This is a genomic window from Variovorax sp. YR566, assembly GCF_051992195.1.
Classification (GTDB): domain Bacteria; phylum Pseudomonadota; class Gammaproteobacteria; order Burkholderiales; family Burkholderiaceae_C; genus Variovorax.
The window spans coordinates 975781-999625 of record NZ_CP197092.1 but is presented as its reverse complement, the minus strand read 5'-3'; the positions used below and the strand labels follow the sequence as shown (position 1 = coordinate 999625).

The 23845-nt window shown below is 67.5% G+C and carries 20 protein-coding genes; 14 read left to right on the top strand and 6 right to left on the bottom strand.

The features are described from left to right. Positions 1–32: 32 nt before the first annotated feature. Genes ACTG4X_RS04600 through ACTG4X_RS04585 form a run of 4 tightly spaced genes read right to left on the bottom strand, consistent with a single transcriptional unit; the run spans position 33 to position 5322 of the window. Positions 33–1370 (bottom strand): MmgE/PrpD family protein, encoded by a 1338-nt coding sequence (locus tag ACTG4X_RS04600; RefSeq protein WP_440533313.1) that lies wholly within the window; start codon positions 1368–1370, stop codon positions 33–35. A gap of 53 nt (positions 1371–1423) precedes the next feature. Next, positions 1424–3523, bottom strand: a complete 2100-nt coding sequence (locus ACTG4X_RS04595) for an acetate--CoA ligase family protein (protein ID WP_440533312.1) — start codon at positions 3521–3523, stop codon at positions 1424–1426. A 3-nt stretch (positions 3524–3526) separates the two neighbouring features. Next, the gene (locus ACTG4X_RS04590; RefSeq protein WP_440533311.1) at positions 3527–4318 is read right to left on the bottom strand and encodes an enoyl-CoA hydratase/isomerase family protein; all 792 of its coding nucleotides are present in this window, start codon (positions 4316–4318) and stop codon (positions 3527–3529) included. A 32-nt stretch (positions 4319–4350) separates the two neighbouring features. After that, positions 4351–5322, bottom strand: a complete 972-nt coding sequence (locus ACTG4X_RS04585) for a tripartite tricarboxylate transporter substrate binding protein (RefSeq protein WP_440533310.1) — start codon at positions 5320–5322, stop codon at positions 4351–4353. 192 nt (positions 5323–5514) lie between these two features. Here ACTG4X_RS04585 and ACTG4X_RS04580 point away from each other — a divergent pair, with 192 nt between their 5' ends. From ACTG4X_RS04580 to prpF, 6 genes are all read left to right on the top strand, one after another. Next, the gene (locus ACTG4X_RS04580) at positions 5515–6315 is read left to right on the top strand and encodes an IclR family transcriptional regulator (RefSeq protein WP_440533309.1); all 801 of its coding nucleotides are present in this window, start codon (positions 5515–5517) and stop codon (positions 6313–6315) included. A gap of 181 nt (positions 6316–6496) precedes the next feature. Continuing rightward, the gene (locus tag ACTG4X_RS04575; RefSeq protein ID WP_093058793.1) at positions 6497–6892 is read left to right on the top strand and encodes an acyl-CoA thioesterase; all 396 of its coding nucleotides are present in this window, start codon (positions 6497–6499) and stop codon (positions 6890–6892) included. Then, positions 6889–8073, top strand: a complete 1185-nt coding sequence (gene prpC / locus ACTG4X_RS04570; protein ID WP_440533308.1) for a bifunctional 2-methylcitrate synthase/citrate synthase — start codon at positions 6889–6891, stop codon at positions 8071–8073. Before ACTG4X_RS04575 ends, prpC begins: the two co-directional genes overlap by 4 nt. A 119-nt stretch (positions 8074–8192) precedes the next feature. Beyond that, positions 8193–9176, top strand: coding sequence for a tripartite tricarboxylate transporter substrate binding protein (locus tag ACTG4X_RS04565; RefSeq protein WP_440533307.1), 984 nt, complete (start codon positions 8193–8195; stop codon positions 9174–9176). Positions 9177–9197: 21 nt separating this feature from the next. After that, positions 9198–11822: a Fe/S-dependent 2-methylisocitrate dehydratase AcnD gene (acnD, locus tag ACTG4X_RS04560; protein WP_440533306.1), complete on the top strand. Its 2625-nt coding sequence runs from the start codon at positions 9198–9200 to the stop codon at positions 11820–11822. A gap of 23 nt (positions 11823–11845) precedes the next feature. Next, a complete protein-coding gene (gene prpF / locus ACTG4X_RS04555) occupies positions 11846–13039 on the top strand; it encodes a 2-methylaconitate cis-trans isomerase PrpF (RefSeq protein ID WP_440533305.1) in 1194 nt (397 codons plus the stop codon). Positions 13040–13073: 34 nt separating this feature from the next. Here prpF and ACTG4X_RS04550 read toward each other — a convergent pair whose 3' ends face one another. After that, entirely contained in the window at positions 13074–13955 is an 882-nt protein-coding gene (locus ACTG4X_RS04550) for a LysR family transcriptional regulator (protein ID WP_093058789.1), read from the bottom strand. 107 nt (positions 13956–14062) lie between these two features. Here ACTG4X_RS04550 and metE point away from each other — a divergent pair, with 107 nt between their 5' ends. Continuing rightward, positions 14063–16354 carry a 5-methyltetrahydropteroyltriglutamate--homocysteine S-methyltransferase gene (gene metE / locus ACTG4X_RS04545; RefSeq protein WP_440533304.1) on the top strand — a complete coding sequence of 764 codons (2292 nt, stop codon included), beginning with the start codon at positions 14063–14065 and terminating at the stop codon, positions 16352–16354. A gap of 27 nt (positions 16355–16381) precedes the next feature. On the opposite strand, the gene ACTG4X_RS04540 is transcribed toward metE, so the two are convergent. Next, positions 16382–17134 (bottom strand): IclR family transcriptional regulator, encoded by a 753-nt coding sequence (locus tag ACTG4X_RS04540; RefSeq protein WP_440534360.1) that lies wholly within the window; start codon positions 17132–17134, stop codon positions 16382–16384. A 170-nt stretch (positions 17135–17304) separates the two neighbouring features. On the opposite strand from ACTG4X_RS04540, the gene ACTG4X_RS04535 reads away from it, so the two are divergent. The 7 genes from ACTG4X_RS04535 to ACTG4X_RS04505 are packed head-to-tail and all read left to right on the top strand — an operon-like array spanning position 17305 to position 23794. Then, complete coding sequence (locus tag ACTG4X_RS04535) at positions 17305–18291, top strand: Bug family tripartite tricarboxylate transporter substrate binding protein (RefSeq protein WP_440533303.1); 987 nt, start codon at positions 17305–17307, stop codon at positions 18289–18291. A gap of 38 nt (positions 18292–18329) precedes the next feature. Then, positions 18330–19019, top strand: coding sequence for an RraA family protein (locus ACTG4X_RS04530; protein ID WP_093058786.1), 690 nt, complete (start codon positions 18330–18332; stop codon positions 19017–19019). Then, positions 19016–19942, top strand: coding sequence for an NAD(P)-dependent oxidoreductase (locus ACTG4X_RS04525; protein WP_440533302.1), 927 nt, complete (start codon positions 19016–19018; stop codon positions 19940–19942). The genes ACTG4X_RS04530 and ACTG4X_RS04525 overlap by 4 nt, the downstream gene beginning before the upstream one ends. Before the next feature lie 49 nt (positions 19943–19991). Continuing rightward, positions 19992–20978, top strand: coding sequence for a Bug family tripartite tricarboxylate transporter substrate binding protein (locus ACTG4X_RS04520; protein WP_440533301.1), 987 nt, complete (start codon positions 19992–19994; stop codon positions 20976–20978). Between the two features lie 22 nt (positions 20979–21000). Further along, a complete protein-coding gene (locus ACTG4X_RS04515; RefSeq protein WP_097200359.1) occupies positions 21001–21957 on the top strand; it encodes a tripartite tricarboxylate transporter substrate binding protein in 957 nt (318 codons plus the stop codon). A gap of 8 nt (positions 21958–21965) precedes the next feature. Then, the gene (locus ACTG4X_RS04510) at positions 21966–22856 is read left to right on the top strand and encodes an amidohydrolase family protein (RefSeq protein ID WP_097200360.1); all 891 of its coding nucleotides are present in this window, start codon (positions 21966–21968) and stop codon (positions 22854–22856) included. A gap of 17 nt (positions 22857–22873) precedes the next feature. Next, positions 22874–23794 carry an SMP-30/gluconolactonase/LRE family protein gene (locus tag ACTG4X_RS04505; protein WP_097200361.1) on the top strand — a complete coding sequence of 307 codons (921 nt, stop codon included), beginning with the start codon at positions 22874–22876 and terminating at the stop codon, positions 23792–23794. Positions 23795–23845 lie beyond the last annotated feature (51 nt).

The window sequence follows — 23845 nt, the reverse complement described above, 5'->3', positions numbered from 1 at the left end:
AAGCGAAGGCTGCGAAGCAGGCCTGCGCAACCTCAGCCTCCCAGTCCCTGCAGGTCGCTCGCCTGCTCCAGCGACCAGATGTTGCGCAGCAGCGTGCGCGCTCGCCCGGTGCCGATCACCGGCGACGCCAGCTCCAGCAGTTTGTCTTCCAGCTCCGCGTCCGACAGCGGCAGTTCGGGGTCGCCCTTGCGGTCGGGCTGCAGCCAGACATGGCGCTGGCCGTCGATCGTCTCGATCTCCACCCGGGCAGAGCGGCGGCCCGGGAAGGCGGCGTCGATCCCGGGATCGACCACGGCCGTGATGCGCGCCATCATCGCGCGCGTGTCGGCATCCGCCAGCCGCTCGGGCGTGTACGCCGCGAGCCGCACGCTGCCATGCACCAGCGCCGTGGCCACCACGAAGCGCAGGCTGAAGCGCGCCTCGTTCTCGGTGCGCGGATCTTCGTAGCAGGCGATGTCCAGCGCGGGACCATAGGTGGCCACGTGGACGCTGCGGATATCCGCAGCCCGCAGGCCATGCTGGCGCGCCAGTTCCAGGGCCCCGTCGATGGCAGCGAAGGCATGGCCGCAGCCGATGTGGTTCTTGAAGGTCAGCCGGGTGATGTGGAAGTCGCGCCCCAGCGTGTCGCCCACCGCCGACCAGTCCGGACCGTCGCTCATGGCGCGGCCGAAGCCCGCCTCGCCCTCGAGCACGTCCAGCGAGCCCGTCACACCCTGCGCGGCCAGTTGCGCGGCGAGCACGCCGCCTTCGGCAGCACGCCCCGCATGCAGGGGCTTGGACATCGAGTCCATGCGGAAGGCCTGCTGCAGCCCCGCCGCAAAGGTGGCGGCCGTAGCCATCGCGTGGGCGAAGGGCGCGCCGTGCAGCCCCAGCAGGCCCGCGGCGGAAGCGGCCGCGCCAAAGGTTCCCACGGTGCCGGTGTTGTGCCAATGGCGATAGTGCGCCCGTCCCATCACCACACCGATGCGGGTCGAGACCTCGTAGCCGAGCAACACGCCGCGCAGGAATTCCAGGCCGCTGGCGCCCCGGTCCTGCGCGATGGCCAGCGCGGCCGCCACCGTGGCCGCGCCGGGGTGGTACATGGCATCGCGGAAGCTGTCGTCCACCTCGGCCGCGTGGGCCGCCGTGCCGTTGAGCAGGGCGGCCGCGCGTGCCGGCGCCAGGCGGCCATCGGGCAGGCGCGCACGGCCACGGTCGAGATCGTCGGCAAGCAGCGCGCGAAGCTGCGGCATGGGCGCAACTTCCAGGCCGGGGAACAGCGCGGCATGCCAGTCGATCACGGCGCGCTTGGCGTGGTGCAGTACCTCGTCGCCCAGCCGGGCCTGACGGAATTCGGTGGCGTAGCGGGCGAATACTTCGGTGGCGTACACGGGATGTCCGATCGGTTCGAGAAGAAGAGGAAAAGAAAAGCCGGGCCTGTCGCTCAGGCCAGCACGACCACGCCGTCGGCGGCGCGCACGCCCTGCCCCTGCGGCAGCACGAAGACGGGGTTGATCTCGGCCTCGACCAGGCGCTCGCCAAGCTGCGCCGCCATCCTGGAGAAGGCGACGATCGCATCGACCAAGGCCTCGATGTCGGCCTTGGGCCGTCCACGGAAACCATCCAGCAGCGGCCAGGTCTTGAGGTCGTGCGCCATCGACAGCGCCTCGGCGCGGCCGAGCGGCTTCAAGCCACGCGCGTCCTGCGCCAGCAGCCGCATGGTGGTGTCCTTGAAAAGCTCCGCCGTCACGCCGCCCATGCCCAGCAGGATGGCCGTGCCCAGCGCATCGCGGTGCATTCCCAGGATCAGTTCCGTGCCGCCCGCCACCATCTCCTGCACGAGAAAGCGCTCTGGATCCAAGCCGGTGCGGGCCTTCACGTCAGCCGCCATGCGGCCGATGCGCTCGCCGATGGTGTCGCCGTCCAGCCCGACGGCAACGCCGCCCACGTCGCTCTTGTGCGTGATCTCGGACGACAGGATCTTGAGCACGACGCGCCCACCCAGTTCGCGCGCGGCGGCTTCCGCCGCGGCCGGCGAAGCGACCACGCGTTCCGCGGCGCAAGGCACGCCGAAGCGCGAGAACAACTGTTTGGCCTGCGCCTCGTCGAGCGAGCCGGAGGGCAGTTCGCCGGCCACCACCGGCGGCAAGGCCGCGGCGGCGTCCCCGGACGCCACGAAGCGCTGCACGCGCAGCATGCCGGCCAGCGCGGCGGTGCAGCTCTCGGCTGCGGTGAATGCAGGCACGCCGCGCCGCGTGAGCAGCGCTCCCACTTCGGGCGCATGCGGGCTCACGTAGGCCATCACCGGCTTGTCGGAATTCGGCAGGCATTCCTGGATGGCGCCGGCCAGCAGTTCGGGCATGGCCAGGCTGGAGGAGCCGACGATGATCACCAGCGCGTCATAGCTCGGGCTTGCCAGCAGTGCATCGATGGCGCCGCGCAGCAGGTCGGGGCGCAGGCCGGCGAGCGTCACGTCGATGGGGTTGCGGTCCAGCACGGCCTCGCTGCCGGTCTGCAGCGCGCGCAGTGCATTGGCGGTGGCCTCGTCGGGCGCGGGCGTATCGAAGCCCGCCACGCCCAGGTCGTCAGACACCAGCGTGCCGGCGCCGCCCGTGGACGTGAGGATGGCGACGCGCCCGCCGCGCAGCTTGCGGCCCGTGGACAGCGCGGCAGGAATGTCCAGCAGATCCGAGAAGCTCTGCGCCCGGATCACGCCGACCTGCCTGAACAGCGCGTCGTACATGCTGTCGGCACCCGCCATGGCACCGGTGTGGGACACGGCGGCCTTGGCGCCCGCCTCCGAGCGGCCGATCTTGAAGGCCACGACCGGCTTGCCCATGCGCGCGGCCTTCAGGCAGGCCGCGCGGAACTTCGCGGGGTCGCGCACGGTTTCGACATACAGCGCAATCACCTTGGTGGCCGGGTCGTCGGCCAGATGGTCGATGAAGTCGGCCAGCTCCAGGTCGACCTCGTTGCTCGTGGAGATCAGCTTCGACAGGCCGATGCCGCGCGCCGCGGCGCGCGACAGCAGCGAGCCCAGGATGCCCCCGCTTTGCGAGACCACGCCGATCCCGCCGGCCTGGAACTCGTCCATCTCCAGCGCACCGGACGGCGACAGGACGATGTTGTCCGTGAGGTTGACGAGCCCGATGGTGTTGGGACCCAGGATGCGCATCGTCCCCGCTGCCTCGACCAACTGCTGCTGGCGCCGCGCGCCTTCCTCGCCGGTTTCGGTGTAGCCGCTGGCCAGCACGATGGCGGCGGCGCAGCCCCGTGCCGACAGCGCCTTCACCGCCAGGTGCGCGCGCTCGGCTCCCAGCAGCACGACGGCGACGTCGGGCACTTCCGGCAGCGACGCGATGTCGGCGTAGCACGGCAGCTCGCCGATGCGCTCGACCTTCGGGTTCACCGGCATGATGCGGCCTGCAAAACCGTGCTTCTGCAGATAGGCCACGGGGCGACCGGTGGTTTTCTTCGGGTCTGCCGAGGCACCGATGACGGCGACGCTGCGCGGCGACAGCAGCTTGGCGATGGCTTCATTCATGGCTCAGTCCCTGGAGGCCGTCTTGGCCAGAAAAGCTCCCACCGAAGCACGGTGCTCGCTGCTGGTGTAGCAGATGCCCTGCGCCTGGCTGCCCTGTGCGAACACGTCGTGCGAGGTCAGCTCGAAGCTCTGGTTCAGGATGGTCTTGGTCAGCGCGAGCGCAGTGGAAGACGCAGACGAGAGTTCGACCGCCCACGCCTGCGCGTCGGCGAGCAGCGTGTCCGCGCCGGTCTTGCGGTCCACGATGCCCAGCGAGAGGGCTTCGTCCACCTTGACCTGGCGGCCGGTGAAGATCAGCTCCTTGGCCTTGGGCAGGCCCACGCGGCGCGGCAGGAAGTACATGCCGCCGCCATCGGGAATGATCCCGCGCAGCACATAGCTCCAGGCGAAGCTGGCCCATTCGCTGGCAATGATGAAGTCGCAGGCCATCGCGGTGTCCGCCCCCAGACCGGAGGCAGCGCCGTTGACCGCCGCGATCACCGGCTTGGGCATGGTGTGCAGCAAGGCCTGCACGTGGTGCACGCGCTGCTGGCGATGCCAGCCGTTGAACCCCACTTCACCTGCCGGAGCGTTCATGCGCTTCTGCATTCCGCTGATGTCCCCGCCGGCGCAGAAACCCTTGCCTGCACCGGTCAGCACCATTGCCCTGATGGCCCTGTCGGCGGCCACGTGCTCCAGCACGTCGATGAATTCCGTGCGCATGTCGTCGCTCATGGCGTTGCGCTTGTCCGGGCGGTTGAATGTCACGGTCGCGATGGCGTCCGTCACCTGAAAGTCGATGAGGGTGTATGTCATGTGCTTTTTCCTGGGCGGCCGATGGCCGCAGTTCAATCGGCCTTGATGCCGTTTTCCTTGATGACGCGCGCCCACCGTTCTTCTTCGGCCCGCACGTAGTTGTCCAGTTCAGCCGGCGGCCCGGCGTTGATGACCAGCCCTTCGTGTTCGATCTTTCGCACGAAGTCGGGTGCACGGGCGGCCTTGCGGCCGGCGGCGTTGAGGCGCTCGACGACTGCTGGCGGCGTACCGGCCGGCACGAACAGGCCGTACCAGCTCTCCACCAGGTAGCCCGGCACGCCGGCCGCAATGGCCGGCACACCCTTGAATGCCGGCGAGGGCTCAGCCGTGGTCACGCCCAGGGCGCGCAGCTTGCCGCTGTCGACGAAGGTGGACACGGCCGCTGCGGTGGCGAACATCATGTCGACCTGGCCGCCCAGCAGATCGGTCAGCGCGGGACCTGCGCCCCGGTAGGGAATGTGCGAGAGCTTGACCTTGGCGAGGTTGGCGAACATCTCGCCGGCCAGATGGGCGGAGGTGCCCGCGCCCTGCGATGCGAAAGTCAGCTTGCCGGGATTGGCCTTCGCGGCGGTGAGCAGATCGGCCACGGACTTGTAGGGACTGTCGGGGCGCACCACCAACACGTTGGGTCCGCGACCGACGAGGATGACCGGCGCAAAGGCCTTGTTGCTGCCATACGAAAGCTTGGGCTGCAGCGATGGATTGACGGCGTGGGCGAACGAGGCGACCACGACGCTGTAGCCGTCGGGCGCGCTCTTGGCCACGTTGTCCGTGCCGATCAGCGTTCCCGCGCCCGGCTTGTTGTCGATGATGACCGGTTGCCCGAGGTCCTTGGACATTTCCGCGCCCAGCGTGCGAGCAATCAGGTCGGTGCCTCCGCCCGGCGCGAAGGGCACGACGAAACGGATGGGCTTGTCGGGGTAGGCGAAGGCCGTGCCGACGGCTGCGAAGCCTGCGAGAAGGAAGGCGAGCACGCGTGCTCGCCCGGTGGAAGGGGCTGCCATGGTCTGATGTCTCCAGAACTGTTTGATTTGAAAGTCCGTCACATGCCCGAGCTGCAGCGCGTGACAGCTGAACTCTAGGATCAAGCGGCTCGCAAAGGTGATTGCAATTCCACTGGATGGAACACAGGCAGTGGATACTTCGATCCGATCCATTCACGGTGAATCCACGCGTCACCCGTCCGCAAGGCTCCCATGACCGAACTTCCCAACTTCAATCTCGACCACAAACCCGGACGATCGCCCGCCAATCGATCGCTGGAGCGAGGCATCGAAATCCTGCGTGCATTCCGGCCAGGCTCCGAGCTGTTGGGCAATGGCGAACTGGCCGAGCGCACCGGACTTTCCAAGTCCACGGTCAGCAGACTCACGCAGACGCTGGTGGGTGCGGGCATGCTGCAGCTGGACAGCGTCGAACGCGCCTATCGCCTGGCGCCCGCCGTGCTGAGTTTGTCGCACGCGATGCGCACCGGCTCGCGTGTTCTACAGGCAGCAACACCGCACATGCGCGAGTTGGCGCTGCAAAAGCGCATCAACGTCGGACTGGCCGCGCCGGACCGGGACGAGATGGTTTACCTTGAATCCATTCGCTATGCGAAGCGCGCAGCGCTCCGGCACGTGGTTTCGGGCCAGCGTGTGCCGATGGAACTCACGTCGCTGGGCAGGGCTTACCTGGCGGTCGCTTCGCAACCTCGCCGCGCCAGGCTGATGGAACTGTTCGCGCAACGCCGCAGGCACTGGCGCAAGATGGAGACAGAGATCAAGCAGGCGTGGGCGGACGTGCATGCCAAGGGGTACTGCGCCGCGGCCTGGCAACCCGAGGTGGTGGCGCTGGCCACGCCACTGCAGGTGGACGACGTCATCTACGTGCTGAATGTCAGCGTCTCGACCGAGGAGTCGATCGCCGTCGTATCGCGCGAGCTGGCGCCCGCTCTGCTCGAACTGGCGCAGAAGATTCGTCACGCGCTGATCGTGCAGGAACCGCGAGGCGCCTAGATGCCCGGTGCTTTCCAAAGCATCAGGCAATAGGGCTCAAGACATCGAGCCATTCGCCAAGTATGGCTCGCGGCTCCAGTCGCTGAACTTCGCAGCATTCGCAAATCTGCCTGCTCCCGTTCGCAGGAGTTCGCCCTTTCAGTCCTTCTGCAGTCGTTGCTTTCTGCGTAGATTGCGAACCATGACGACACCCGTTGGAACAACCGAACTCCGCGAACTGGTGCTGCCGGTGCATGCCAATCACCGCGGCACGCTCTTCGCCGGCCAGGGCCTGCAGCTCATGAGCAAGGCGGCCTTCCTGGCGGCGCGCGGTCTGGCGCAGCGCGAAGTGGTGATGGCCGAGGTGACCAGCGTCAGCTTTCTCTCGCCCGTGCCGGTGGGCTATCAGCTCGTCCTGCGCGGATGGGTCAGCCGCATCGGCCGCTGTTCGATGACCGTGTGCGTGACCGGCCTGGCCGACGTGCCGGGCGTTCCGGCGGAAGAAGTCCTCAAGGGCGTGTTCGAGATGGTGGCGGTCGATGCCGCCGGCCGCCCCGCCGCCATCGATCGCTCTTATCTGGACAAGGAAACCGCATGACCACCACGACCCTCATGACCCCCACGACCGAGATCGCCGCCCCGGCCGGCTTCAAGGCCAAGAAGTCCGTCGCCCTGTCGGGCGTGACCGCGGGCAACACGGCGCTGTGCACCGTGGGCCGCACCGGCAACGACCTGCACTACCGCGGCTACGACATCCTGGACATCGCCGAGGTCTGCGAATTCGAAGAAATCGCCCACCTGCTGGTGCACGGCAAGCTGCCCACGCGTGCCGAGCTCAAGGCCTACAAGGCACGCCTGAAGGCCATGCGCGGCCTGCCGGCGAATGTGAAGGATGCACTGGAGAGCCTGCCCGCCGGCGCCCACCCGATGGACGTGATGCGCACCGGCGTCTCGGCGCTGGGCTGCATCCTGCCCGAGAGAGACGACCACAACCTGCCCGGCGCGCGCGACATCGCAGACCGCCTGATGGCTTCGCTCGGCTCGATGCTGCTGTACTGGTATCACTGGAGCACGCAGGGCAAGCGCATCGACGTGGAGACCGACGACGACTCCATCGGCGGCCACTTCCTGCACCTGCTGCATGGCGAGAAGCCTTCCAAGGCCTGGGTGCGCGCGATGCACACCTCGCTGAACCTGTACGCGGAGCACGAGTTCAACGCCTCGACCTTCACCGCGCGCGTGATCGCCGGCACCGGCAGCGACATGTATTCGTCCATCGCGGGCGCGATCGGCGCGCTGCGCGGCCCCAAGCACGGCGGCGCCAACGAGGTGGCCTTCGAGATCCAGAAGCGCTACGACTCGCCCGACGAAGCCGAGGCCGACATCCGCCGCCGCGTGGAGGCCAAGGAGGTGGTGATCGGCTTCGGCCACCCTGTCTACACGGTGAGCGACCCACGCAACGTGGTGATCAAGGGCGTGGCCAGGCGGCTGTCCGACGAAGCCGGCTCGACCAAGATGTTCGACATCGCGCAGCGGCTGGAATCGGTGATGTGGGAGGCCAAGAAGATGTTCCCCAATCTCGACTGGTTCAGCGCCGTGAGCTATCACATGATGGGCGTGCCCACCGCGATGTTCACGCCCCTGTTCGTGATCGCGCGCACCAGCGGCTGGGCCGCGCACGTGATCGAGCAGCGCGTCGACAACAAGATCATTCGCCCGAGCGCCAACTACACCGGTCCCGAGGACGTGAAGTTCGTGCCGATCGAGGCGAGGGTCTGAGCCGCGCAGGAGTCTCCGAGCGTTTGTCGCGGGTTTGCCATACGGGCGCAAACTAGCGCCTGCCACCGCGATGGCACGCCGTCGCGGGAGGCATGCACAACAACACTGGAGACAACAGCATGACCCTGAATCGCCGCGCCTTTTCATCAGCAGCCCTGGCCGGGCTGGTATTGCCCGTCGCCCGCACCGGCTGGGCCCAGGATGCCTTTCCGGCCAAGCCGCTCAAGATCGTCTGCCCCTTCGCACCCGGCGGGGGCTCCGACTTCATCGCGCGCGTTGCGTCGAACGTGCTCAGCCAGCGGCTGGGCCAGGCCGTGGTGGTGGACAACCGGCCGGGCGCCGGCGGCACGCTCGGCACCGAGTACGCATTGCACACGCCCGGCGACGGCTACACGCTGCTGCTGATTGCGGGCAGCTACACCGTCAACCCGTCCCTGTACAAGCTGCGCTTCGACCCGGTCGCCGACATGACGCCGGTGATCCAGTTGTCGAAGGGCGCATACGTGCTGTGCGTCAACCCGGCCAAGGTGCCTGCAAAGAACCTGAAGGAGCTGCTCGACTACGGGCGCCAGAACCCGGGCAAGCTGACCTTCGCTTCGGCGGGCAACGGCAGCCACCTGCACATCGTGACCGAGTACATGTTCGGCATGGCCAAGGTCAAGGCCACGCACGTGCCGTACCGGGGCACGGGGCCGGCTGTCACCGACCTGGTGGCAGGCAACGTGGACATGCTGGTCGCGGGCACCGAGGCCTTGATGCCGCACGTGCAGTCGGGCCGGCTGCGTGCGTTCGCGGTGACCACTGCGCAGCGCCTGCAGGCCTACCCCAACATTCCCTCGATCGCCGAGGCCGGCGGCCTGCCCGAGTACGACGTGGTGGCATGGCACGGGCTGATCGCGCCCAAGGGCGTGCCGCCCGCCGTGCTCGCGAAGCTCAACGGCGCGCTCGACGCCGGCCTCAAGGCGCCCGAACTCAACGCCAAGCTGGAGCCCACCGGTGTGTCTGCTGCGGGCGGCACGGCGCAACAGTTCGGTGCGCTGATTCGCGCCGAAATTCCGCGCTACGCCAAGGTCGTGAAAGACAACGACATCCGCTCCGAGTAAGCCGCTTCCCGATTTGCCACGATGAATTCACGACACAGAAAACAACTCCCGGGCACCACGCTGGACTACATCGACGCCCGCGCCGCGGTCGATGCATTGCGCCCCGGCGCCTGGGACACCCTGCCCTACACCGCGCGCGTGCATGCCGAGAACCTGGTGCGCCGCTGCGACCCGGCCATCCTCGAAGAATGCCTGCTGCAGCTCATCGAGCGCCGGCGCGATCGTGACTTTCCGTGGTTTCCCGTGCGCGTGGTGTGCCACGACATCCTGGGCCAAACCGCGCTGGTGGATCTGGCGGGTTTGCGCGACGCAATCGCGGCCGAGGGCGGCGACCCTGCGCAGGTGAACCCGGTGGTGCCGGTGCAGCTGATCGTCGACCATTCGCTGGCCGTGGAGTGCGGCGGATTCGATCCGCACGCCTTCGAGAAAAACCGGCAGATCGAAGACCGCCGCAACGAAGACCGCTTCCATTTCATCGACTGGACGAAGCGCGCCTTCGCCAACATGGAAGTGATTCCGGCGGGCAACGGCATCATGCATCAGATCAATCTGGAGAAGATGTCGCCAGTGGTCTACGTGCAGGACGGCCTGGCCTTTCCGGACACCTGCGTGGGCACCGACAGCCACACACCGCACGTCGATGCGCTGGGCGTGATCGCGGTGGGCGTCGGCGGCCTGGAGGCCGAGAACGTGATGCTGGGCCGCGCCTCGTGGATGCGCCTGCCCGACATCGTCGGCGTGGAGCTGACCGGCCGGCGCCAGGCGGGCATCACCGCCACCGACATCGTGCTGGCGCTCACCGAGTTCCTGCGCAAGGAAAAAGTGGTCGGTGCGTACCTGGAGTTCTTCGGCGAAGGCACGCACGGCCTGACCATCGGCGACCGCGCGACCATTTCCAACATGTGCCCCGAGTACGGCGCCACGGCCGCGCTCTTCTACATCGACGACCAGACACTCACCTACCTGCGGCTTACCGGCCGCGAAGACGCACAGGTCGCGCTGGTCGAAACCTATGCAAAGACGGCCGGCTTCTGGGGCGATGCGCTGGAGACCGCCAGCTACGAGCGCGCGCTGAAGTTCGACCTGTCGAGCGTGGTGCGCAACATGGCCGGCCCCTCCAACCCGCACCGCCGACTGCCCACCTCGCAGCTGGCCGAGCGCAACATCGCCGTCGGTCTTGCAGAGGCCAGGCGGCAGGAAGCCGCGGGCCTGATGCCCGACGGCGCCGTGATCATCGCGGCCATCACGTCGTGCACCAACACCTCGAACCCGCGCAACGTGATCGCCGCCGCGCTGCTGGCGCGCAATGCCAACCGCCTGGGCCTCAAGCGCAAGCCTTGGGTCAAGTCATCGCTGGCTCCGGGCTCCAAGGCGGTGGAGCTCTACCTGCGCGACGCCGGCCTGCTGCACGAGCTGGAGCAGCTCGGCTTCGGCATCGTCGCCTTTGCCTGCACCACCTGCAACGGCATGTCGGGTGCGCTGGACCCGAAGATCCAGCAGGAGATCATCGAGCGCGACCTGTACGCCACCGCGGTGCTCTCGGGCAACCGCAACTTCGATGGCCGCATCCATCCGTACGCAAAGCAGGCCTTTCTCGCGTCGCCGCCGCTGGTCGTGGCCTACGCGATCGCGGGCACGATGCGCTTCGACATCGAGCGCGACGTGCTGGGCGTCGTGAACGGCAAGGAGATACGCCTGCAGGACCTCTGGCCGAGCGACGAGGAAATCGACGCCATCGTCGCGGCCTCCGTCAGGCCCGAGATGTTCCGCGAGGTGTACGAACCCATGTTCGCGATCCACGCAGACAACGGCGAGAAGGTGAGCCCGCAGTACGACTGGCGGCCGCAGTCCACCTACATCCGCCGGCCGCCCTACTGGGACAGCGAGGGCGTGGGCGCGCTCGCGGCCAATCCGCGCACGCTGCGCGGCATGCGGCCGCTGGCGCTGCTGCCGGACAACATCACGACCGACCACCTGTCGCCGTCCAATGCGATCCTGCTGGACAGCGCCGCCGGCGAGTACCTGGCGAAGATGGGCCTTCCGGAAGAAGACTTCAACTCCTACGCCACGCACCGCGGCGACCACCTCACGGCCATGCGCGCCACCTTCGCCAACCCGCAGCTCGTCAACGAGATGGCGGTGATCGACGGCGTGCAGAAGAAAGGGTCGCTCGCGCGCATCGAGCCTGAAGGCAAGGTCGTGCGCATGTGGGAGGCGATCGAGACGTACCTGAACCGCAGGCAGCCGCTGATCATCGTGGCCGGCGCCGACTACGGCCAGGGCTCGTCGCGCGACTGGGCCGCCAAGGGCGTGCGCCTGGCCGGCGTGGAGACCGTGGTGGCCGAAGGCTTCGAACGCATCCACCGCACCAACCTGCTCGGCATGGGCGTGCTGCCGCTAGAGTTCAAGCCCGGCACCACGCGAGTCACGCTGGGCCTGGACGGCACCGAAACCTACGACGTGATCGGCAAGCCCGCACCGCGCGCCGACCTCACGCTGGTCGTCCACCGCAAGGGCGGCGACACGCTGCAGGTTCCGGTGACCTGCCGGCTGGACACGGCCGAGGAAGTGTCGATCTACGAAGCAGGCGGCGTGCTGCAGCGCTTTGCACAAGACTTCCTGGCCGAGAACAAGTCGGCAGCCTGAGACAACCACCACTCCCATTTGCCATGGCATCCGCTCCCCAAATCAAGATTCCCGCCGTCTACATGCGTGGCGGCACCAGCAAGGGCGTGTTCTTCCGCCTGCAGGACCTGCCCGCGGCGGCGCGCCAGCCCGGGCCGGCGCGCGACGCGCTGCTGCTGCGCGTGATCGGCAGCCCCGACCCCTACGCCAAGCAGATCGACGGCATGGGCGCGGCCACCTCCTCCACATCGAAGACCGTGATCCTGTCGCGCTCCACGCGGCCAGACCACGACGTCGACTACCTGTTCGGCCAGGTCTCCATCGACAGCGCCTTCGTCGACTGGTCGGGCAACTGCGGCAACCTGTCGGCGGCGGTCGGGCCGTTCGCAATTGCGCAGGGCCTGATCGACCGGGCGCGCGTGCCGCAGAACGGCACGTGCACCGTGCGCATCTGGCAGGCCAACATCGGCAAGACCATCGTCGCCCACGTGCCGATCGCCCGAGGCGAGGTGCAGGAAACCGGCGACTTCGAACTCGACGGCGTGACCTTCCCTGCGGCCGAGGTGCCGCTGGAATTCATCGACCCGGCCGACGAGGGCGACGGCGAAGGCGGCGGCGCGATGTTCCCGACCGGCAAGGTGGTCGAAGAGCTCGAAGTGCCCGGCGTGGGCACTTTGCGCGCCACGCTGATCAACGCGGGCATTCCGACCATCTTCGTCAACGCTGGCGACCTCGGCTACACCGGCACCGAGTTGCAGGACGCCATCAACGGTGACGCGAAGGCACTGGCGATGTTCGAGACGATCCGCGCGCATGGCGCGGTGAAGATGGGCCTCATCAAGGACATCGGTGAAGCCGCCAAGCGCCAGCACACGCCCAAGGTGGCCTTCGTCGCAACGCCCAGGGACTACACGGCCTCCAGCGGCAAGGCAGTGAAGGCGGCGGACGTGGCCCTGCTCGTGCGTGCGCTGTCGATGGGCAAGCTGCACCACGCCATGATGGGTACGGCCGCGGTCGCCATCGGCACCGCAGCGGCGATCCCCGGCACGCTGGTGAACCTCGCGGCCGGCGGTGGCGAGCGCCAGGCCGTGCGCTTCGGCCACCCATCGGGCACGCTGCGCGTCGGCGCCGAGGCCCGCAAGGTCGATGGCGAATGGGTGGTGACCAAGGCCCTGATGAGCCGGAGCGCCCGCGTGTTGATGGAAGGCTGGGTGCGCGTGCCTGGCGACAGTTTCTGATCGACAAGCCGGAGTGGGACGCGCTGGAAAGGCGCTACACCTGACGCGCCAGCTCGACAAAGGCCTTCAGGTAATCGACGTCGGTGTCCGCTTCCCGCGCGCCAAGAAAGATCTGCTTGGCGATGCCGCGCGAGCCCAGCCGGACCGGCACGATTTCCATCTTCTCCGCGTACTCCTCCACCAGCCAGCGAGGCAGCGCGGCCACGCCACGGCCGCTCGCCACCATCTGCAACATGATGTCCGTTGTCTCGATCGCCTTGTGGCGCTTGGGCGTCACGCCCGCGGGCATCAGGAACATGTTGTAGATGTCCAGCCGGTCCGTCGCAACCGGGTAGGTGACGAGAACCTCCTCGGTCAGTTGCGCGGGTTTCACGTAGGGCACGTTCGCCAGGCGGTGGCCGCGCGCGACCGCGAGCACCTGTTCGTAGTCGAACACAGGCTCGTAGTGCAGGCCTGGCTTGTAGAGCGGATCGGGGGTCACCAGCAGGTCGATCTCGTAGCCGAAGAGCGCGCCGATGCCGCCGAACTGGAATTTCTGCTTCACGTCGACGTCCACGTCGGGCCATGACGCCAGGTACGGCGACACCACCTTCAGCAACCACTGGTAGCAGGGATGGCATTCCATGCCGATGCGCAGCGACCCGCGTTCGCCCTGGGCGAACTGGCGCAGTCGTTCCTCCGCCAGCGTGAGCTGCGGCAGCACCCGGTTGGCGACCGCCAGCAGGTACTGGCCCGCCTGGGTCAGGCGAAGGCTGCGCCCTTCGCGCTGCCAGATTTCCGTTCCGAGCTGGATCTCGAGCTTGCGGATGGAATGGCTCAAGGCCGACTGCGTCAGGTGCAGCACCTCGGCGGCGGCCGTGAGCGAGCCCTGCTTGTCCACTTCCTGGACGATGGCCAGATGCGTGCGCTCCAACATGACTAATGAGCAGTATTCATGGATACGTGAAATAAGACCATTTTACTTCAAGAGTCGTCAAACCTAGGATCCACCTTTTCTCTGACTGCCCGGACGCTCCGATACCCATGACCACCACCCACAACCTTGGCTTTCCCCGCATCGGCGCCAGGCGCGAACTGAAGTTCGCGCTCGAGTCGTACTGGAAGGGAGAGTCCTCGCGCGACGCGCTCAAGGCCCTCGGCGCCGAGCTGCGTCGCCGCCACTGGCAAGACCAGGCCGGGATCGACCTGGTGCCGGTGGGCGATTTCGCGTTCTACGACCAGGTGCTGGACATGAGCTTCACGCTCGGCAACCTGCCCGAGCGCGTGCGCGGCTTTCACGGCGACACCCTGGACAACTACTTCCGCGTGGCGCGCGGCCGCTCGGCGCAGTCCGCCGAAGACCACGCGGGCTGCTGCGGCGGCGTGGCCGCCGGCGAGATGACGAAGTGGTTCGACACCAACTACCACTACATCGTCCCCGAGTTCACGTCGGCAACCGAGTTCAAGCTCGACGCATCGCGCATCCTGGAGCAGCTCGCCGAAGCCAAGGCGCAGGGCGTGAAGGCCAAGCCCGTGCTGGTCGGCCCCGTGACGTACCTGTCCATCGGAAAGGCCAAGGACGACTCCGACAAGCTCGCGCTGCTGCCGCGCCTGCTGCCGGTGTACGCGGAACTGCTCGACGCACTGGCGGCCCAGGGCGTCGAGTGGGTGCAGATCGACGAGCCTTTGCTCGTCACCGAGCTGGACGCCGACTGGCAGCACGCCTTCAACACGGCCTACCACCATCTCAAGGCTGTCAAGGTCAAGATCCTGCTCGCGACCTATTTCGGCCAGCTGCTGGAAAACAAGTACCTGGCCGCCAACCTTCCGGTGGCGGGCCTGCACGTCGACGCCATGAACGGCCGCGACGACGTGGTGCCTCTGCTGAGCATGCTGCCCGCGCACAAGGTGCTGTCGCTCGGGGTCATCAACGGCCGCAACATCTGGAAGAGCGACCTGGCCGCCATCCTCGACTGGCTCGAGCCGCTGGCGCAGCGCCTGGGCGAGCGCCTCTGGATCGCACCGTCGTGCTCGCTGCTGCACGTGCCGGTGGATCTGGCCAGCGAGCAGAAGCTCGATGCCGAGGTCAGGTGGTGGCTCGCCTACGCACTCCAGAAGCTCGAAGAGCTGAGAGTGCTGGCCACCGCCCTGCGCCACGGCCGCGATGCCGTGAAGGATGAGCTGGCAGCCAATCAGGCCGCCATTTCCGCCCGCCGCAACTCGCCGCGCGTGAACAACCCCGGCGTCAAGGCCGCCATCGCCAGGCTGAACGCGGCCTTGGGCCAGCGCAAGAGCGTCTACGCCCAGCGCGCGCCCAAGCAAGCCGCCCTGCTGAAGCTGCCGGCCTACCCGACCACCACCATCGGCTCATTCCCGCAGACCGCGGAAATCCGCCATGCGCGCAGTGAGTTCAAGGCGGGGCGCCTCGATGCAGCAGGCTACAAGGCCGCGATGCGGGCCGAAATCGGCCGCAGCGTGAAGGAACAGGAAGTCCTGGGCCTGGACGTGCTGGTGCACGGCGAAGCCGAGCGCAACGACATGGTCGAGTACTTCGGCGAGCAACTCGACGGCTACGCCTTCAGCCAGTTCGGCTGGGTGCAGTCGTACGGTTCGCGCTGCGTGAAGCCGCCGATCTTGTTCGGCGACATCAGCCGTCCGAAGGCGATGACCGTGGAGTGGATCAAGTACGCGCAGTCGCTCACGCAAAAGCCGATGAAGGGCATGCTGACCGGTCCGGTCACCATCCTGAACTGGTCTTTCGTCCGTGACGACCAGCCGCGCTCAGTGTCGTGCCACCAGCTTGCGCTGGCCATACGCGAAGAAGTACTCGACCTGGAGAAAGCCGGCGTGCGCGTGATCCAGATCGACGAGGCGGCGCTGCGCGAAGGCCTTCCGCTGCGCAAGTCGCAGTGGCAGGAGTACCTCGACTGGGCTGTCGAGTCCTTCCGCATCACGGCCAACGGCGTGCGCGACGAGACACAGATCCACACGCACATGTGCTACTCGGAGTTCAACGACATCATCGCGTCGATCGCCGACATGGATGCCGACGTCATCACCATCGAGACCTCGCGTTCGGACATGGAGCTGCTCGATGCCTTCGACAACTTCAAGTACCCCAACGAGATCGGCCCCGGCGTGTACGACATCCACTCGCCGAACATTCCGAGCCAGGAGCACATCGTGCAGCTGATGAAGAAGGCGGCCGAGCGCGTTCCCGCCGAACGCCTGTGGGTCAACCCCGACTGCGGCCTGAAGACGCGCCAGTGGGCGGAAGTGGTGCCGGCGCTGACCAACATGGTGGCGGCCGCCAAGACGCTGCGCGCATCGGCCTGAGCTCAGCGCGGACTCCACCGGCCCCTTCTAGGGATGCCAGGTGGAGACCACCGCCGGAGTCTGCGCAGTGGGCCGGCCGGCCAGTGCGTAGGAGAGTTCGTTCGCGGCCTTCATGATCGTCTTCGCGTGGCCGAGCAGCTTTGCCTTGGGCAACCGGTCCGCGGGGCCCGAGATGCACACCGACCCCAGCAGCGCCCAGCGCAGGCCGAAGACCGGCGCCGACACGGTCGCCACGTTCTTCTCGCGCTCGCCGATGGAGAAGTGATAGCCCTTCTTGCGGATGTCTTCGTACAGCTTTCCGGGCTCGCCGGAGAACGCAAGAATCACCCGCCCCGGTGACCCTTTTTCCAGCGGAAGCATCGCGCCCATGCGTGCGTGGTGCCGGATGGGCTGCGGCCCTTCCACGCGCGCCAGGCAAGTCCTGGAATTTCCTTCGCGCACATAGAACGCTGCGCTCTCGCCCGTTGCATGCGACAGGGCAAGCAGCATCGGCTCCACGACATTGTTGGCATCGAAGCTGGCTTGATAGCGGGCTCCGAGCCAGCCTGCCGCAGGTCCCAGTCGCCATTCGCCGTCGTCGCGCTGCACCACGTAGCCGGCAAGCGCCAGCGTGCGCAGCAGCCGCAGCGCGGTTGTCTTGTGCATGTGGCTGCGGCGGGTCAGCTCGGCCAGCGAGAGGCGCTCGTCCTGCATGCCGAAGGCATCGAGCAGCTGCAGGGCACGGGTGACGGCGGTCACGCCGCCCGTGGTGCCCGCGTCCACTTCACGCGGCTCTTCGATGACTTCGGTCGGTCTCTTGGTTGCCGGCAATTTGTTTCGCACAGTGGTCCATGGTCCGTTCAGTGGACCACCATTGTATGGAGCGGAACGCAAATCTAAAGTCGCTTCATGCCTCGGAGCACCACCGCTCGCAGGCACTGATTGATCGAACGATTCCGGAGACAACACAAATGCGCACCTCGAGCCCCAGCTCCATTCCTCGCCGCGCGGCCATCGGCCTCGCCCTTCTACTTTCTTGCGGCGTGACGCTGGCTCAAGGCTATCCGGCGCGCCCCATCCGCCTCGTCGTGCCGTTCCCGCCGGGCGGCGGCACGGACATCATTGCCCGCGAGGTGGCGAACAAGGTCGCGACCTCGGAGGGCTGGACCATCGTCATCGACAACAAGCCCGGCTCCGGCGGCAACATCGGCGTCGACGCGGCAGCCAAGGCCAACCCCGACGGCTACACGCTGGTGCTGGGGCAGACCAGCAACCTCGCGATCAATCCGACGCTCTACGCCAAGCTGCCCTACGACCCGGTGAAGGACCTCGCAGCTGTGGGCCTCGTCGCCTCCGCACCGCTGGTGCTGGTGGTCTCGGCCACGTCGCCCTACAAGAAGCTCGCGGACGTGGTCGCCGCCGCAAAGGCCAAGCCCACCGCACTCAACTACGCGAGCTCGGGCAACGGCACGGTGGCCCATCTCGCCACCGAGCAGTTCCAGAAGGCCGCGGGCGTGCAGTTCACGCACGTTCCCTACAAGGGCGCATCGCAAGGCCTGACCGATCTGGTCGGCGGCCAGATCCAGATGTACATCTCGTCCGTGCCGACCCTGATCGCGCAGATCAAGAGCGGCCAGTTGCGCGCGCTGGCCGTGACCTCGCTGCAACGCAACCGCGACTTGCCTGACGTGCCGACCATGGCCGAGTCGGGCTACAAGGATTTCGAGGCCGTCACGTGGTTCGGCGTGGCAGGCCCCGCGGCCATGCCGAAGGATGCGGTCACCAAGCTCAACGCAGCCTTCAACAAGGCGCTCGCCACGCCCGAGGTGCAGAAGAAGCTCGCGGCGCAAGGCGCGGAGGTGATGTCCGGCCCGCCCGAGAAGTTCGCATCGCTGATTCGCACGGACGGTGTTCGCTGGGGCGCCGTCGTCAAGGTTTCGGGCATCAAGCTGGATTGAGCGCCCTTCTTCATCCCATCACTTCTGAAAGCACCCTCATGTCATCGCCCCTCCCCGACATCGTCCGCAACTTCGAGCGCGTGCCCGCGCACATCGTGGCGCAGGCTGCCGAATTCCAGCCGGCCATCCTGGCCGACGTGGCCGGGCGGCGCGGCGCGGTGGACGGCCGCATCAAGGCGTTGCGTCCCCGCATGAAGCTGGCCGGCACCGCGATCACTGTAGAAGTTCGCCCCGGCGACAACCTGATGATCCATGCCGCCATTGCCATGGCGAAGCCCGGCGACGTGCTCGTGATCGACGGCAAGGGCGACCAGACCTCCGCGCTCATGGGCACGATCATGATGACCGCCTGCAAGCAGGTCGGCATTGCCGGCGTGGTCATCGACGGGGCCTGCCGCGACAGCAACGAGATAGACGAGATGGACTTTCCGGTGTTCTCGGTCGGCACCAATCCGAACGGGCCGACCAAGAACATCGGCGGGCGCATCGGGCATCCGGTGTCGATCGGCGGCGTCACGGTGCATCCGGGCGACTTCATCGTCGGCGACGGCGACGGCGTGGTCGTGGTGGAGCGCGAGAAGATCGAATCGCTGCTGCCTCTCGCCGCGAAGAAGGTGAAGGACGAGGCCGCGCGCATCGCCGCCATCAAGGACGGGGACACCGCCGCCAAGTGGCTCGATGCAGCGCTGCGCACGGCCGGTGTGCTGAAGGAGGGCGAGACGCTGTGACAGCCATCCTGGTGACGGGCGCCGACCTCGCGCCACAGGCACTCGACCTCCTCGAGGGATACGAAGTCATCTACGCGGGCAAGACACCGACCGAAGACGACCTCGTGGCCCTGTGCCGCGCGCATGACCCGGTGGCCATCGTCGTCCGCTACGGCAAAGTGGGCCCGGCGGTCATGGACGCGGCCCCTGCGCTCAAGGTGATCTCCAAACACGGCAGCGGCACGGACACCATCGACAAGGCGGCCGCACAGGCACGCGGCATCGAGGTCGTCGCGGCCGTGGGCGCCAATGCAGCAGCGGTGGCCGAGCAGGCGCTCGCGCTGCTGCTGGCCTGCGCCAAGTCGGTGGTGGCGCTCGATGCGCGCATGCATGCCGGCCATTGGGACAAGGCAACGCACAAGAGCCTCGAGCTCGGCGGCCGCACCATCGGGCTCATCGGGCTCGGTGCCATCGGGCTGCGTTTCGCGCGCATGGCCGATGCGCTGGGCATGCGCGTGCTTGGGTTCGATCCGTACGCCAAGAATCTTCCGGCGTACGTACAAGCCGTGGACCTGGCGACCATCTGGGCCGAGTCCGATGCCATTTCGCTGCACTGCCCGTTGACGGACGACAACCGCGGGCTACTCAACGCCGAGACGCTGGCACGATGCAAGCGCGGCGTGATCGTCATCAACACGGCACGCGGCGGCCTGATCGAAGAGGCCGCGCTGCTGGCGGCGGTCCGCTCGGGCCAGGTGGCCATGGCCGGGCTGGACAGCTTCGCGGTCGAGCCGATGGCGCCCGGCCATCCGTTCCAGGGCGAAAAGAACATCGTGCTGAGCCCGCACATCGGCGGCGTCACCAGCGATGCCTACGTGAACATGGGCGTGGGCGCGGCGAAGAATCTGCTGCAGGTGCTCGCCCGCCAGACGACGAGCGTCTGAGGCGCAGCCGCAAGGCGGCACCATCCAGACGAGAACAAGGAGACAAAAAATGAACAGAGGCAAGAACGCCCGCCGGGCGGTGGCCCTGCTCGGGCTGTCGGCCACGCTGGCGGCAGTAGCAACGGCGCATGCACAGACCTGGCCGGCCAAGCCAGTGCGCATCCTCGTCGGCTTTTCCGCAGGCGGCCCCACCGACGTGGTGGCGCGCGCCTTTGCCGACCACGCATCGCGCGCCATGGGCCAGCCCTTCATCGTGGACAACAAGCCCGGCGCCAACACGATCCTGGCGGCAGAGGCAGTGGCTGCCGCGCCGGCCGACGGCTACACGCTGCTGCTGGGCGCGACGAATCACACAATGATCCCGGCGCTCTACAGCCAGCGGGTCAAGTTCGACGCCGTGCGGTCGTTCGCCCCGGTGTGCTCGCTCGCCGTGAGCCCGACGGTGCTGGTTGTCGGGCCGTCGATGCCCGTCAAGTCGTTCGGCGCGTTCCTGCAGGCGGTCAAGGCCGAGCCGGGCAAGCGCACCTATGCCACGCCGGGTTCGGGCAGCTCGGGGCACTTCGCGAGCGCGCAATTCACGCGGCTGACAGGCACGTCGATGAACCACATCCCGTACAAGGGCGCGGCGCAGGCGACAACCGATCTCATGGGAGGCCAGGTCGACAGCTCTTTCGCCACGCTGGGCTCGGTGCTCGCCCAGGTGCAGTCGGGCAAGCTGACGGCCCTGGCCGTGGCGGCGCCGAAGCGCTCGGCGCTGCTGCCAGACGTGCCGACTTTCGAGGAGGTGGGCGTCAAGGGCTACACGGCCGACGCCTGGTACGGCTTGCTCGCACCCGCCAGAACGCCGCCGGAAGTCCTGGCCGTGCTGCGCCGTGCCGCCGCCGAGTTTGCGCAAGCGCCGGCCACGCAGGAGAAGCTGCGTTCGCTCGGCATGGAAGCACAGAACACCTGCGCCGATGCCTTCGGCGCGCAACTGGCGCGCGAGGTCAAGCTCTATGGCGAATTGGCCCGAACGCTCGATCTCAAGACCGAATGAACGCACACCCCAGGAAACCAGAATGAAAGCCATCCAACGCATGCTGGCCGCGTGCCTCTTCGCTGCTGCCGCTTCCGCCCAGGCCGCCTTTCCGGACCGCCCCATCACGCTCGTCGTGCCGTATGCGCCGGGCGGCTCCGCGGACGCGCTGGCGCGCGTGCTGGCGGTGCGCATGGGCGAGAAGCTGGGCACCAGCGTGATCGTCGACAACAGGCCCGGCGCCAGCGGAACCATCGGCGCGAGCTTTGCCGCCAAGGCCGCGCCCGACGGCTACACGGTGCTCTACGACGCCACGCCCTACTCGATCAATCCGCATCTCTTTCCCCGCATGCCGTACGCCGGCAATGCCCTGCAGCCGCTGGCGCTCGTCTCGCTGGCGCCCAACATCGTGATCGTCCGTGCGGAGTCGCCGGTGAAGAGCATCAAGGACCTCGCGGACAGAGCGAAGGCCGAACCCGGAAAGCTCAACTTCGCATCGGGCGGAAGCGGCACCGTGCAGCGGCTTGCGGCGGAACTGCTGCGCCAGCGGCTCGGGCTCGACATGGTGCATGTCGGCTACAAGAGCGGCGGCCCCGCCATCTCCGATGTCATGGGCGGGCAGGTCGACTTCATGTTCAGCACCATCGCCGCGTCGTATCCGCTCGTGTCTTCCGGCCGGCTGCGCGCGCTGGCGGTGTCGTCGCCGCAGCGCTCGGCGCGCCTGCCCGATGTGCCGACCATCGCCGAGACCGTTGCGCCCGGCTACGAGGCCTACGAGTGGAACGGCCTGCTCCTGCCGGCCGGCACGCCCGCGCCCATCGCCGACAAGCTCCACCAGGCGGTGGTCGAAGTCCTGAAGAATGACGAAGTGAAGCGGCGATTCGTGGACGTTGGCGTGCAGCCGGTCGGCTCGACGCCATCCGAGTTCGCCGACTTCCTGAAGAAGGAAGATGCGAAATGGGCGGAAGTGATCCGCAAGGGCAACATCAAGCTCGACTGAAGACAGCCATGAATCACGCCCCTGACGCGCCACCGGTTCCCCATTCGGTAGGGACGAACCGGCCCGCGACTGCACTGCCTGCCGATGCCTGCGACAGCCACATGCACATCTTCGACCCGCGCTTCGCCGCGTCGCCGCACTGGAAGCGCCAGCCGCCGCGCGCCGAGGTGGCAGCCTATCGGCTGCTGCAGCAGCGGCTCGGGACCTCGCGCATGGTGGTCGTCAATCCCTCGACCTACGGCACGGACAACGCCTGCACGCTCGACGCGCTCGCGCAACTGGGCGAGCGTGCGCGCGGCATCGCAGTCGTCGGCCATGAGGTGGCCGACGACGAGCTCGACCGCCTGGCGGCGCATCGCGTCTGCGGCTTGCGCGTGAACTTCGTGACGCCGCAGTCCTGGGGCATCACCACGGCGCAGATGCTGACGACGCTGGCACGCAAGGTGGCCCGGCTGGGCTGGCACATCCAGGTCTTCCTGCAGCCCGAACAACTGGTGGAACTCGCGCCGATATTGGCGGCACTCCCGGTGCCGCTGGTGATAGACCACATGGCCCGCATCGACCCGGCCGACGGTGTCGACGGCGCGGCATTTGCGGTGGCGCGCCGGCTGCTCGACGGCGGCAACACATGGATGAAGCTGTCGGGCGTCTACATGCGATCGCACGACGGGGCGCCCGCCTACCAGGATGCCTTCGCGCTGGGCCGTGCGCTGGTCAAGGCAGCGCCGGAACGGCTGGTCTGGGGCAGCGACTGGCCTCACACCACGGAGACTCCAGGCACCGTCAACGATGCCGACCTGGCCGACGTGCTCTCGGCGTGGTGCGATGGCGCCACCGCCGTGCGCGACCGTATCCTGGTCGACAACCCGGCGAGGCTCCATGGCTTCGCGATGACCTGATCGCAGAGGAGACCGACTTGTACCTATTGCAAGCGCCCCAGGTGCTGGACCTGCAGACCTTCACCAGCATGCCCGAGTCCTTCCGCCGCCCGGAGCCCAGCGTCTGGGCCGATGCCAATCGCGGCGGCCAGGTGACCGATTCCTTTCTCGAAGGCCCTGTGTTCGACGACGACGGCAACCTCTACGTCACGGACATCCCTTTCGGCCGGATCTTCCGCATCGGCACATCGGGCGAATGGACGCTGGTCGCCGAGTACGACGGCGAGCCGAACGGCATGAAGTTCGTCGACGCACACACCCTGCTCGTCACCGACTACAAGAACGGCCTGATGCGGGTGGATATTCGAACCGGCCGCGTCACGCCGCACCTGCAGCGGCGCAACACCGAGAGCTTCAAGGGCGTGAACGACCTGGTGCTCGATGCGCAGGGCAACGTCTACTTCACGGACCAGGGCCAGAGCGGGTTGCACGACCCTTCGGGCCGCCTGTATCGCCTGAGGCCCGACGGGCAGCTCGACCTGCTGCTGTCCAACGTGCCCAGCCCGAATGGCGTGGCCCTCTCGCCGGACGGCAAGGTGCTCTATCTCGCGGTGACGCGCGGCAACTGCGTCTGGCGCGTGCCGTTGCTGGGCGACGGGAGCGTTGCCAAGGTGAGCCGGTTCTTCACGTCCTACGGGCCCAGCGGCCCCGATGGGCTTGCGGTCGACACGCAGGGTCGGGTGCTCGTGGCCAATCCCGGCCTGGGCCATGTCTGGGTGCTCAACACGCGCGCCGAACCCGTCATGGTGCTGCGCGGGCCCACCGGCGCCTCGACGACGAACATCGCCTTCGGCGGCCCTGGCAGGTCGACCTTGTTCGTCACCGACTCCACGCACGGCAATGTGCTGAAACTGACGCTCGACGCTCCTGGCGTGGAACTTCATCGCTGGTCGTCCTAGCCCCCAGCCCTTCCTTCAGGCTCGCAAGCGTCGATGGGCCGGTCTTTTTCG

Excerpts from the sequence above, each read along its gene's own strand:
- ACTG4X_RS04580 (WP_440533309.1), top strand. The coding sequence starts at position 5,515 with ATGACCGAACTTCCCAACTTCAATCTCGACCACAAACCCGGACGATCG.
- ACTG4X_RS04595 (WP_440533312.1), bottom strand. The coding sequence starts at position 3,523 with ATGAATGAAGCCATCGCCAAGCTGCTGTCGCCGCGCAGCGTCGCCGTC.
- ACTG4X_RS04535 (WP_440533303.1), top strand. The coding sequence starts at position 17,305 with ATGCGCACCTCGAGCCCCAGCTCCATTCCTCGCCGCGCGGCCATCGGC.
- ACTG4X_RS04530 (WP_093058786.1), top strand. The coding sequence starts at position 18,330 with ATGTCATCGCCCCTCCCCGACATCGTCCGCAACTTCGAGCGCGTGCCC.
- acnD (WP_440533306.1), top strand. The coding sequence starts at position 9,198 with ATGAATTCACGACACAGAAAACAACTCCCGGGCACCACGCTGGACTAC.
- metE (WP_440533304.1), top strand. The coding sequence starts at position 14,063 with ATGACCACCACCCACAACCTTGGCTTTCCCCGCATCGGCGCCAGGCGC.
- prpC (WP_440533308.1), top strand. The coding sequence starts at position 6,889 with ATGACCACCACGACCCTCATGACCCCCACGACCGAGATCGCCGCCCCG.
- ACTG4X_RS04585 (WP_440533310.1), bottom strand. The coding sequence starts at position 5,322 with ATGGCAGCCCCTTCCACCGGGCGAGCACGCGTGCTCGCCTTCCTTCTC.
- prpF (WP_440533305.1), top strand. The coding sequence starts at position 11,846 with ATGGCATCCGCTCCCCAAATCAAGATTCCCGCCGTCTACATGCGTGGC.
- ACTG4X_RS04590 (WP_440533311.1), bottom strand. The coding sequence starts at position 4,318 with ATGACATACACCCTCATCGACTTTCAGGTGACGGACGCCATCGCGACC.
- ACTG4X_RS04515 (WP_097200359.1), top strand. The coding sequence starts at position 21,001 with ATGAAAGCCATCCAACGCATGCTGGCCGCGTGCCTCTTCGCTGCTGCC.
- ACTG4X_RS04510 (WP_097200360.1), top strand. The coding sequence starts at position 21,966 with ATGAATCACGCCCCTGACGCGCCACCGGTTCCCCATTCGGTAGGGACG.
- ACTG4X_RS04550 (WP_093058789.1), bottom strand. The coding sequence starts at position 13,955 with ATGTTGGAGCGCACGCATCTGGCCATCGTCCAGGAAGTGGACAAGCAG.
- ACTG4X_RS04565 (WP_440533307.1), top strand. The coding sequence starts at position 8,193 with ATGACCCTGAATCGCCGCGCCTTTTCATCAGCAGCCCTGGCCGGGCTG.
- ACTG4X_RS04520 (WP_440533301.1), top strand. The coding sequence starts at position 19,992 with ATGAACAGAGGCAAGAACGCCCGCCGGGCGGTGGCCCTGCTCGGGCTG.
- ACTG4X_RS04575 (WP_093058793.1), top strand. The coding sequence starts at position 6,497 with ATGACGACACCCGTTGGAACAACCGAACTCCGCGAACTGGTGCTGCCG.